Here is a 10,842-nt window from a genome sequence, read left to right as displayed (position 1 = left end):
AGCGGACGCGGGTGGCGGCGACGGGTGCGCCCGCGCCGATCCGCGGCATCCGCTTTCAGGGTGCGCAGGCGCCGGGACCGGTGGCGAAGGCTGCGGAGGGCTTTCTGGGCCGCACCGCCACGCGCGAAACCTTGCTCGAACTCGCCGGGGTGCTGTCGCGCGCGTATGAGAAGAGCGAGGTTGCGCTCTATACCGTGGCGATCCCCGAACAGGATTTCTCCAGCGGCACGGTGACGGTGCTGCTGACCGAGGGGCGGATCGCGCGGGCCGAAGTGAAAGGCAGGCCGGGCGGCAATAGGCAACTTCGCGCCAGGATGGCGCCGCTGCTGGCCGAGGCGCCGTTGAGCAGGGCGACGTTCCAGCGGCAATTCTCGCTGATGCGGGCGATCCCGGGCCTGACCTTCGAAAGCGACTTTGCCGATCCGGCCAATGACGGCGCGCTGACCTTGACCGTGACGCCGAAGCAGAAGCGTACGCGTTTCTCCGGCGGCTTCTCCAATCGCGGCGTCGATCTGCTCGGCGACGGGCAATGGGATGCGAAGGGCGAATTCTATGGTCTGGGCGTGGATGGCGACCAGTTCACGCTGGCGGCTTCGGCGGCGAGCGACCTGCGCCGCTATCGCTTTGCCAGCGCGGCCTATGCGCTGCCGATCGGATCGCGCGGGCTGACCCTGACCGCCAATGCCGGCTATTTCGAGACGCGGCTGCGCGGGATTCCGGTGACGGGAACCGCGAAGCTGGGCGGCGTCTCGCTCGGCTATCCGCTGGTGCGCGATTTCCATCGCGCGGTCGATCTGAGCCTTGGCGTGGACGGGATCGACAGCGACAATGCGGTGTTCGGCAATCTGGTGGCGAGCGAACGGACGCGCGCGGTGCGCGGCGGGGCGAGCTTCACCGATGTGCGCGAGAAAAGAACCATCGCGTTCGGCGGATCGCTGTCGCACGGGATCGGCGGGCTGGGCGCGCGGACGACGGCGCCCTTTGCCGAGGCGGGATTCTTCAAGGTCAACGGATCGGCCTATGCCGCGCAGGGGATCGGGCCGCGGGTTGCGATCCGGGTAAGCGCCGCGGGCCAGTATAGCCGCGACCGGCTGCCCGCCGCCGAGCGCTTCTCGGTCGGCGGCGAGAATTGGGGGCGGGCGTTCGACACCGGCTTCATCACCGCCGATCGCGGCGTGGGCGCGCTGGGCGAAGTCGCGGTGCGACCGGTGAAGGGCGACCGGTTCGGCAACAGCGAAGTCTATGCGTTCGTCGATGGCGCCTGGGTGGGGATCGAGGGACGCGGGGTGCCGGGGCGGGCCGACTATTCGCTGGGTTCGGCGGGAATCGGCACGCGGCTGCGCTTTCGCGACAAGGCCGAACTGGGGCTGGAAGCGGCGCATGCGATTGAATCGCCGCTGCCGGGAATGGCCGATGACTGGCGGTTTTCGGTGATGTGGCGGTTGTCTATGTGACGCCTGTATTGCCCAAATAATACGCCCGTTTACTCTTTCGCGTCGCTCCCTTACCTATGCAGGATCAAATTCGCTGCGAGGAGCGGTCCGTGAAGCTGGTGAAGGGCGCCTGGAAGATTTTGGTGGGGATCAAGGACGGTCTGGTCCTGGTCTTCATGCTGCTGTTCTTCATCGCGCTGTTCGGGGTGCTTTCCAGTCGCCCGAACGCGACGTCGATCCGCGAGGGTGCGCTGGTGGTGTCGCTGGACGGCATGCTGGTCGAGCAGCCCGAGGAAGCCGATCCGTTCGCATCGTTCGGCGGCGGCGACGCGATGAAGCAGCAGCGGCTGCGCGACGTGGTGCGCGGCCTCGACGCTGCGGTGAAGGACGATCGCGTCAAGGCGGTGGTGCTCGATCTCGACCGGTTCATGGGCGGCTATCCGGCGGCAGTCTCCGAAGTGGCGGCGGCGGTCGGCCGGGTGCGCGCGGCGAACAAGCCGGTGCTGGCCTATGCGACCGCCTATACCGACAGCAGCTATCTGATCGCGGCGAACGCCAGCGAAGTGTGGGTCCATCCCTATGGCGGGACTTTGTTCTCCGGCCCGGGCGGATCGCGCATCTATTACAAGGGCCTGATGGAAAAGCTGGGCGTGAACGTGCACGTCTACAAGGTCGGCAAGTTCAAGTCGGCGGTGGAGCCCTATATCCGCGCCGACATGTCGCCTGAGGCGCGCGAGGCGAATCAGACGCTGTACGGCGCGATCTTCGATCAGTGGAAGGCTGCCGTCGCCAAGGCGCGGCCCAAGGCGCGCATCGCCGACTATCTGACCAAGCCCGACGAAGTGGTTGCGGCATCGAAGGGAGATATCGCCGACGCGAACCTCGCCATGGGCGTGGTCGATCGCAAGGGCGACCGGCTGGCGTTCGGCAAGCGCGTGGCCGAGATCGTCGGTGCGCGTGACGACAAGCCCGCGGGCAATTTCAAGGGCATCCGTTTCAGCGACTGGCTGAGCGCGCATCCGCTGCCTTCGAGCGGCGACAAGATCGGCGTGATCACCATTGCGGGCGAAATCGTGGACGGCAAGGCCGGCCCCGGCGTGGCCGCGGGCGACACGGTGAGCAAACTGCTGCTCGAGGGGCTGCAGAAGAACAACCTCAAGGCGCTGGTGGTGCGCGTCGATTCGCCGGGTGGGTCGGTGCTGGCGTCGGAACAGATCCGTCAGGCGATCCTGGAAGCCAAGGCCAAGGGCCTGCCGGTGGTGGTCTCGATGGGCAGCCTGGCCGCGAGCGGCGGTTACTGGGTCTCGACCCCGGGCGACGTGATCTTTGCCGATCCGAACACGATCACCGGATCGATCGGCATCTTCGGGATCATACCGACCTTCGAGAACACGCTGGCCAAGATCGGCGTGACCACCGACGGCACCAAGACCACGCCGCTGACCGCGCAGCCCGACGTGATGGGCGGCACCAACGACGTGACCGACCGGCTGCTGCAGTCGGCGATCGAGCAGGGCTATTCGCGCTTCATCAATCTGGTCGCAACCTCGCGCAAGCTGACGCCCGAGCGGGTGGACGAGATCGGCCAGGGCCGGGTGTGGATCGGCGGGACCGCGCACCAGCTGAAGCTGGTTGACCGGTTCGGCGGGCTGAACGACGCCATCGCTGAAGCCGCCAAGCGCGCCAAGCTGGATCCGGTCAGGGTGCAGCCGGTGTTCTTCGAGAAGAAGCCGGACGGCTGGGCGGCCTTCTTCGCCGGGCTGGCCGAGAGCGAGGACAAGGACGACGAATGGGTCGATTCGCCCGCGGGTCCGGATGCCTATGCGCGGATCGCGGCGGTGCGCCGTTCGGTGTTCGCGCAGGCGATCGGCGATGCGCAGCGGCTGGCGATGGGCAGCTCGGTGCAGGTCCGCTGCCTCGAATGCGTGGCATGGGGGCCGGTCAAGCCTTCGGTCGCGGATGAGCGCAGCCTGTTCCAGCTCCTGTTCGCGCGGCTGATCGGATGATCGCGATCCGGGCTGCGACGCCCGAGGATGCCGCCGCGATTGCCGCCATCTATGCGCCGCATGTGCTGACCGGCACGGTGTCGTTCGAGATCGAGCCGCCCGACGCGCGCCAGATGCGCACGCGCATGGCGGCGAGCGACGGGCTGTATCCGTGGCTGGTGGTGACGACCGGCGGCGAAACGGACGGTGGGGTGATCGGCTATGCCTATGCCACGCGGTTCCGGGATCGGCCCGCGTACAAATATGTCGTCGAAACCTCGATCTATGTCGCGGACACTGCGCAGCGGCAGGGTGCCGGGCGGCTGCTCTACGAGGCGCTGATCGACACGCTGCGCGCGCAGGGTTTCGTCCATGCGATCGGCGCGCTGGCGCTGCCCAACGACGCGTCGATCTCGCTGCACGAAGCGGTCGGCTTCCGCCGCGCGGGCGTCTATCGCGAGGTCGGGTTCAAGCATGGCCGCTGGATCGATGTCGGCATCTGGCAGTGCGAGCTGAACGATGCGCGGATACCGCCGGTGGAGCCCCGGAAATTCGCCGAAATGGGTATTGTACGGGGCTGAACCGCTACCATTTCGAAGCATCTGCGTGCTACCGCAAGAGGCATGGAGAAGGTCGCGCTCCCCAAAGTATCGCATGAAGTAAAGCTGGATCGCAGCAACTTGCTGGTCGAGCTTAAGATCAGCGGCGTCGTCAGCCCCGAGGATGCGGCGTGGATGGCCGAGGAGTTTCGCGCGGCGATCCGCTCGCTCGGCGATCAGGTCGGCAATCACCTTTCGCTTTATGATTTCTCGGCGGTGCCCGTGGTGCCGCTGGCGACGGTCGAGCAATTGCGCGAGACGCTGGCCAATCCAGAGGTGCGCCGGTTATGGGCGCGCAAGCTGGCGATCGTCACCACTACAGCGCTGGGCCGGATGCAGGCGCAGCGGGTGCGCGAGGTGCGGCCCGATATCGGCCTGTTCGACACGCGCGCGGAAGCGCTGGCGTGGCTGCTGGCGGACTGAGGGCTTCTACCCTTCTCCCTTGATGGGAGAAGGAGGGGCCCGCCGCGAAGCGGTGGGAGGATGAGGGTGACCTCTCCTCATTGAACAGACCTATGAGGAGAGGTCACCCCCACCCAACCATCGTCGGGTAGACAGCGCCCCGCGCTGTCTAGGTCATGCCAGGGGCATGACCGACCTGACGATCCCATCAAGGGGGAGGGCTATCGCCAAGCGTCGCAGTTCAGCGATCAATCCACCCGTGTGTACCGGACATTGTGGGTGAAGCCGGGCGTGGCCGAGGCGTCGCGGGCTTCATAGGCATCGGGGGCCACGCGGACCCAGCGGGTGGTGATGGTGATGCGCGCGCCGTTCTTGCCGACATGATCGGCGGTGCCGAAATCGAGATCGGCGCCGTCGGGCTTCATCGATCCGCGCATCTCGCCGCCGCCCATGCCGGTATAGACATAGTCGATGCGGCGGCTCGCCGGGTTCCACCCGTAGAGCGTCTCGCCGCCATAGACCTTCTTGCCGTCCTTCAGCACCTCGTGGCGGTCGCGGACCTTGCCATTGGCCACGTCGAAGCAATGGATATTGGCTTCACCGGTGGGGAGCGTGCCCTTCCAGCAATGGCCGGTCAGGAAATCGAGCGGGGCGCGGCCGAAGCGGGCGGCGAGCATGTCGATCGTCTGCTTGTTGCCGGTCACGAAGAAGCCGAGCAGCGTGTCGCCCGCCGCCCCGGCGGGATAGCCGGCGCCGGTCAGGCGGACGCGGGTGCCGCCATCCTCGGGCGTCAGCTCGATGAACTGGGTGACGCCGCCGAACTCTGCCGCATGGGGGAAGCCGGGCGGGGTCTTGGCATTGCGGAAGACGAGAAGGCGGCCGGGCAGGCGAGCGAAGATGCGCTGCTGGATATTGTTGGCGCCGCCAGGTTTCGCGTCGGCATCATAGCTGGTCTCGAGCAGATCGGGCGCGACATACCAGGCGGCGGGGACGGCCCAGCTTTTCCAACCCTCGGCAGTGGTGACCGCATCCCACACCTGCGCTGGCGTGGCGGGGACCCAGGCATCGACCGACATGGTGCGCGTGCCATCGGCTTCGGTGACGGTCTGTGCGGCGGCAGGCGCGGTGATGACGACGGTTGCGGCAAGAACGGTGGCGAGCAGGCGCATGATCTATTCCCTTTCGCTCACATCCTTGGTTGAACGATCAATCAAGTCAAGTCACTTCTCGGGCTTGCGATAGGCGGGAAGCGCCAGCCGCCAGTGGATCGCGGCGCCGCGCAATGCGAACCCGGCGCTTGCCGCGATCAGCCCGGCGGCGAACGGCTCGAGTCCCGCAAGGGTGAGTGCGACCTGCAGCACCGCAGCCAGCGCTGCGGCGGTGACATAAAGCTCGGGGCGCATCAGGATCGAGGGCTCGCCCGCCAGCACGTCGCGGATGATGCCGCCCGAACAGGCCGTCACCACGCCCATCACCGCGGCCGGGACCGGCGGAATGCCATAGCTCATCGCCTTCGCCGCGCCGAACGCGGCATAGGCGCCAAGGCCCGCGGCATCGAGCCAGTCGAACACAGTGCTGGTCCACCAGCGATGCGGGGTGAACCACACCGCGACCGCGACGGCGAGGCACAAAGGTGCGACGCGCTCGTCATGCACCCAGAAGACCGGCGCGCCGATCAGCAGATCGCGGATCGCGCCGCCGCCGATGCCGGTGACCAGCGAGAAGAAAGCGAGGGTGACGAAGGTCTGCTCGCGCCGCGCCGCGGCCAGCGCACCGGTGGCGGCGAACACGGCGATGCCGAACAGGTCGAGCCAGGGCAGGATCGGGCCGATCCTCTGGGCTGCTTCGAGCGGATCCATGGCGGCTGTGTTTCAGCTTGGGCGGGCGGCGTCAAATTGGGGGCTGCATCCGCTCCCGTTCGTGCAAGCCAAGGGCGAACGGAGTGGGAGGTAAGGCGGTTGGCCTTGCCCTGGGACGCCGCACTGCGGCATTACGCCCGCATGCATCGTACCGCACCGCCGCTCGCCGCCACTGCAATCTGCCTCGCGGCGCTGGCCGGGTTTGTCGATGCGCTGGCCTTCACCAGTCTGGGCGGGTTTTTCGCGTCGTTCATGAGCGGCAATTCGACCCGGCTGGGCGTGGGTCTCGGCAGCGGGCGGATGGGCGAGGCGGCAACTGCGATCGCGCTGGTGATGAGTTTCGTCGCAGGCGTGATCCTGGCGAGCGTGATCGTCCGCGCCCAGCCCAGGCGCGACAAGGCGCTGGTGATGGCGGGGGTCACCGTGCTGCTGGCAATCGCAGCAGTGGTGGCCAGCATCGCGCCGGGCGCGCTGGTCCTGCTGCTGCTCGCCATGGCGATGGGCGCCGAGAACGGCATCCTGCACCGCGACGGCGAAGTGACGGTGGGGCTGACCTATATGACCGGCGCGCTGGTCCGTGTCGGGCAGCGGCTGACCGCCGCGCTGATGGGCGACGAGGATCGCTGGGGCTGGGTGCCGTGGCTGCTGCTGTGGGGCGGCTTCGTCGCTGGCGTAGTGCTGGGCGTGGGTGCGCAGGCCTATATGGGCTGGAAGGCGCTGTGGTTCGCGGCGGCGGCGTCGGCGGCGCTGACCCTGCTGATCGCGCGGGTCAGCCGCAACGACTCACCAGCCATAGGCGCGGCGTAGCGCTGCGGCTTCGGCCGGGGCCATGTGCGGCAGGACCACGCGGGTGGTGTAATTGCCCTGCATCACGCCGTTCTTCACATAGCCGAAATCGATGATGTCGGCGGTGCGCACGGTCACCTGCTGACCTTTGGCGAAGCCCGGTGCGCGGGGATTGTTGATCAGCCGGGCGAGGGTGGTTTCACCCTGATGCGAGATCACTTCGGCCCAGATGAACTCGGCCACGCCCTGTGGCGTGAGGTTGTACTTGATCAGGAAATAAGTCTCGCCCGGACCCGGAGCGGCGGAGCGCCGGAAGAAGGCGGGCAGCTCGGCACGTGCCTTGGCGATGGCGGCTACCATCTCGGGATCGCCCTTGGCGACATCGACGATGCGGTCATGCGCTGGGCGCGGCGAGGATTTGGGCGCAGGCTGGTTCTGGGCATGAGCGGCCATGGGTGCGGCCATCAGCGCGGCCATCGAAATTGCGAACTTCAGCATCATTCCTCTTCCCGGCGTCCGCGCGCTTACCAGCCCAGGTTGCGGCGGATCGGATCGGCCTCGGCCGCGGGCATGCGGTCGAGGATCACCCGCGTGGTATAATTGCCCTGCATCACGCCGTCGCGAACATAGGACCAGTCGACGATCTGCTCGTCGCGGATGGTGACCGTCTGGCCCTGCTTGAAGCCCGCAAGCATCGGCACGTTGGACAGGGTCGCGGTAACCCCGCCCGGCTCACGCGACACGATTTCGGCCCAGATATATTCGGCGGCGTCGCCGGGATCGAGATCATATTTGACCATGAAGCGCCACTTGTTCGCGCGCGGCGTGATCAGGTGCAGCAGGAAATCGGGGACTTCGGCACGGGCGCGGGCGATGGCGGCGTTCATCTCCGGATCGTCCTCGGAGAACATCATCACATCGTCGCGCGGCTTCTCGACGCCGCCGGCCTTGGCCGGCTCGCCTGCCTTTTGAGCGTGTGCGGCAGGGGGTAGTGCGAATATCAGCGCGGCTAGCGCGAGTACCGAAATCCGCATCAAATCGTCCTTTGTTGTTTCAGCGGAGCTGAAACGGTTGCGGTGCCGGCCCGCTCCCCCACCCGGCCACCCAACGGCATCGTATCTTATGGGTGGCCGGGTGGGGGAGCGGGCCGGCACCGCCCAGAAAACTCAGACGTGGATCGGCTTGCCCAGCACTGCCATCGACGCTTCCTTGATCGCTTCGCTGTGCGTCGGATGCGCGTGGCAGGTATAGGCGATGTCTTCCGACGTCGCACCGAATTCCATCGCCTGCGCGACCTGCGCGATCATCGTGCCCGCGACCGACGTGATGATCCATGCGCCCAGCACGCGATCGGTCTTGGCGTCGGCGATCACCTTCACCCAGCCGACCGTGTCGTCGATCGCCTTGGCGCGGCTGTTGCCGGCCATCGGGAACTTGCCGACCTTGATCTCGCCGCGTTCCTTTGCCTGCTCTTCGGTCAGGCCAACGCCGGCGATTTCGGGGTGGGTGTAGACTACCGACGGGATCACATCGTGGTTCACGATGCCGGTCAGGCCCGCGATATTCTCGGCGACCGCAATGCCCTCATCCTCGGCCTTGTGCGCGAGCATCGGGCCGGGGATGACGTCGCCAATGGCCCAGACGCCATCGATTTTGGTGCGGAAGTCGTGATCGGTTTCGATCTGGCCGCGCTTGTTGAGCTCCAGCCCGATCGCTTCGAGGCCGAGGCCATCGGTGTTGGGACGGCGGCCGATCGAGACGAGCACGGCATCGGCTTCGATCGTCTCGGCAGCGCCGCCCGCGGCCGGCTCGACCGTGACGGTGGCCTTGCCGCCCTTGACGGTCACGCCGGTGACCTTGGTGGAGAGCTTGATCTCCATGCCCTGCTTCTTGAAGATCTTGCCCGCTTCCTTGCGGACTTCGCCGTCCATGCCGGGGAGGAGCTGATCGAGATACTCGACCACGGTGACCTTGGCGCCCAGACGGCCCCAGACCGAGCCCAGCTCAAGCCCGATCACGCCGCCGCCGATGACCACCAGATGCTCGGGCACCTTCTCCAGCGCGATGGCGCCGGTGGAATCGACCACGACCTTCTGATCGATCTCGACGCCCGGAAGCGGGGTGACCGACGAGCCGGTGGCGATGACGATGTTCTTGGCGGTGACGGTCTTGCCCGCGACTTCGACGCTGTGCGCGTCCTTGAAGGTGGCGAGGCCCTTGAGCCATTCGACCTTGTTCTTCTTGAACAGGAACTCGATGCCGCCGGTCAGGCCCGACACGGCCTTGGCCTTGTCGGCCATCATCGCGGGGAGATCGAGTTCGACCGAGCCGAGCTTCACGCCATGCTTGGCGAGCGCGCCCGAGGCGGCTTCGTGGAACAGCTCCGACGCGTTGAGCAGCGCCTTGGACGGGATGCAGCCGACATTGAGGCAGGTCCCGCCCAGCGTCTCGCGGCTCTCGGCGCAGGCGGTCTTGAGACCCAGCTGCGCAGCGCGGATCGCGGCGACATAGCCGCCGGGGCCTGCACCGATCACGAGGACGTCGAAGTCGTATTCAGCCATGTTCCACCTTACTTGTGTGCTCCGGCGAAGGCCGGAGCGCTGTGGGGCTTGGCGTTTCGCTTGCCGCCAACGCTCCGGCCTTCGCCGGAGCACCCTTTAAAACAATGTGTCGTACAAATCATTCCAGTCCGGATTCCGCTCCTCAATGAGGCGCAGTTTCCAGGCCCGCTGCCATTTCTTCATCCGAAGCTCGCAGGCGCGGGCGTCCTGCAGATCGTCGAAATATTCGTACCAGACGAGCAGCTTGCAACCCTTGGCCTTCGAATGTCCTTCGATAACGCCATTCCGGTGCTGCCAGGCTCGTTTCGGAAGGTCGCTCGTGACACCGAGATAGGTCTGTCCGCGGCGACGGTTCGCCATCAGATAGACGCATCCTGATTTCATCGCGCTCCTTCCAGCGCTCCGGCCTTCGCCGGAGCACAGGTAGTTTCAGTTCTTACAGGTCGATCAGCAGGCGCGTCGGATCCTCGATCGCGTTCTTCAGCGCGACGAGGAAGGTGACCGCTTCGCGGCCGTCGATCAGGCGGTGATCGTAGCTGAGCGCGAGATACATCATCGGGCGGATGACGATCTGGCCGTCCCGCACCACAGGACGCTCCTCGATGCGGTGGAGGCCGAGCACCGCGCTCTGCGGCGGATTGATGATCGGGGTCGACATCAGCGAGCCGAACACGCCGCCGTTCGAGATGGTGAAGGTGCCGCCCTTCATCTCGTCCATCTTCAGCGTGCCGTCCTTGGCGCGCTTGCCGAAGTCGCCGATGGTCTTCTCGATGCCGGCGACCGAGAGGTCCTGCGCGTCGCGGATGACCGGGACGACGAGGCCATTGGGCGCGCTGACCGCGACCGAGATGTCGGCATAGTCGTGATAGACGATCTCATCGCCTTCGATCGATGCGTTGACCGAGGGGATGTCCTTGAGCGCCATGACCGCGGCCTTCACGAAGAAGCCCATGAAGCCGAGGCGGACGCCGTGCTTCTTCTCGAACAGGTCCTTGTACTTGGCGCGGGCCTCCATGACGGCGGTCATGTCGACATCGTTGAAGGTGGTGAGGAGCGCTGCGGTGTTCTGCGCTTCCTTCAGGCGGCTCGCGATGGTCTGGCGCAGGCGCGTCATGCGGACGCGCTCTTCCTTGCGGCCGCCCGAGGGAGCTGCAGCAGCGACAGGTGCGGCGGCCGGGGCCGGGGCGGGCGCCGGGGTTGCGGGCTTGGCCGAAGCG

General features: G+C 66.6%; 12 protein-coding genes. 5 read left to right on the top strand and 7 right to left on the bottom strand.

All coding sequences use genetic code 11. The annotated features are described in order from the left end of the window. The 4 genes from P1X14_RS20605 to P1X14_RS20590 all read left to right on the top strand — a co-directional run. On the top strand, positions 1–1,454 hold a 1,454-nt coding region (locus P1X14_RS20605; RefSeq protein WP_277317300.1), incomplete at its 5' end, for a ShlB/FhaC/HecB family hemolysin secretion/activation protein. 89 nt (positions 1,455–1,543) lie between these two features. Further along, a complete protein-coding gene (gene sppA, locus P1X14_RS20600) occupies positions 1,544–3,439 on the top strand; it encodes a signal peptide peptidase SppA (protein WP_277317299.1) in 1,896 nt (631 codons plus the stop codon). Next, complete coding sequence (locus tag P1X14_RS20595; RefSeq protein WP_277317298.1) at positions 3,436–3,999, top strand: arsinothricin resistance N-acetyltransferase ArsN1 family B; 564 nt, start codon at positions 3,436–3,438, stop codon at positions 3,997–3,999. The genes sppA and P1X14_RS20595 overlap by 4 nt, the downstream gene beginning before the upstream one ends. Positions 4,000–4,041: 42 nt before the next feature. After that, the gene (locus P1X14_RS20590; protein ID WP_277317297.1) at positions 4,042–4,440 is read left to right on the top strand and encodes a hypothetical protein; all 399 of its coding nucleotides are present in this window, start codon (positions 4,042–4,044) and stop codon (positions 4,438–4,440) included. Between the two features lie 227 nt (positions 4,441–4,667). On the opposite strand, the gene P1X14_RS20585 is transcribed toward P1X14_RS20590, so the two are convergent. Both P1X14_RS20585 and P1X14_RS20580 read right to left on the bottom strand, forming a co-directional pair. Further along, positions 4,668–5,588 carry an SRPBCC family protein gene (locus P1X14_RS20585; RefSeq protein ID WP_277317296.1) on the bottom strand — a complete coding sequence of 307 codons (921 nt, stop codon included), beginning with the start codon at positions 5,586–5,588 and terminating at the stop codon, positions 4,668–4,670. Positions 5,589–5,639: 51 nt separating this feature from the next. Continuing rightward, positions 5,640–6,278 (bottom strand): TRIC cation channel family protein, encoded by a 639-nt coding sequence (locus P1X14_RS20580; protein WP_277317295.1) that lies wholly within the window; start codon positions 6,276–6,278, stop codon positions 5,640–5,642. A gap of 141 nt (positions 6,279–6,419) precedes the next feature. Here P1X14_RS20580 and P1X14_RS20575 point away from each other — a divergent pair, with 141 nt between their 5' ends. Then, positions 6,420–7,085 carry a DUF1275 family protein gene (locus P1X14_RS20575; RefSeq protein ID WP_277317294.1) on the top strand — a complete coding sequence of 222 codons (666 nt, stop codon included), beginning with the start codon at positions 6,420–6,422 and terminating at the stop codon, positions 7,083–7,085. Here the strand turns inward: P1X14_RS20575 and P1X14_RS20570 are convergent. The 5 genes from P1X14_RS20570 to odhB all read right to left on the bottom strand — a co-directional run. Next, on the bottom strand, positions 7,062–7,562 hold the full coding sequence (locus P1X14_RS20570; protein WP_277317293.1) for a DUF2314 domain-containing protein: 501 nt from the start codon (positions 7,560–7,562) through the stop codon (positions 7,062–7,064). The two genes, P1X14_RS20575 and P1X14_RS20570, sit on opposite strands and share 24 nt — an antisense overlap. Before the next feature lie 26 nt (positions 7,563–7,588). Beyond that, positions 7,589–8,098 carry a DUF2314 domain-containing protein gene (locus tag P1X14_RS20565; RefSeq protein ID WP_277317292.1) on the bottom strand — a complete coding sequence of 170 codons (510 nt, stop codon included), beginning with the start codon at positions 8,096–8,098 and terminating at the stop codon, positions 7,589–7,591. A gap of 132 nt (positions 8,099–8,230) precedes the next feature. After that, entirely contained in the window at positions 8,231–9,625 is a 1,395-nt protein-coding gene (lpdA, locus tag P1X14_RS20560) for a dihydrolipoyl dehydrogenase (RefSeq protein WP_277317291.1), read from the bottom strand. 96 nt (positions 9,626–9,721) lie between these two features. Further along, positions 9,722–10,009, bottom strand: a complete 288-nt coding sequence (locus P1X14_RS20555; protein ID WP_277317290.1) for a GIY-YIG nuclease family protein — start codon at positions 10,007–10,009, stop codon at positions 9,722–9,724. Between the two features lie 52 nt (positions 10,010–10,061). Further along, positions 10,062–10,842, bottom strand: a 781-nt coding sequence (gene odhB / locus P1X14_RS20550) for a 2-oxoglutarate dehydrogenase complex dihydrolipoyllysine-residue succinyltransferase (protein WP_277317289.1), incomplete at its 5' end; no start/stop codon positions are given.

It is taken from the genome of Sphingomonas sp. AOB5 (assembly GCF_029433115.1).
In the GTDB taxonomy this organism is placed as follows: domain Bacteria; phylum Pseudomonadota; class Alphaproteobacteria; order Sphingomonadales; family Sphingomonadaceae; genus Sphingomonas.
Note: the sequence above shows the minus strand (reverse complement) of the source record. Positions and strands in the feature narration are given on the sequence as shown.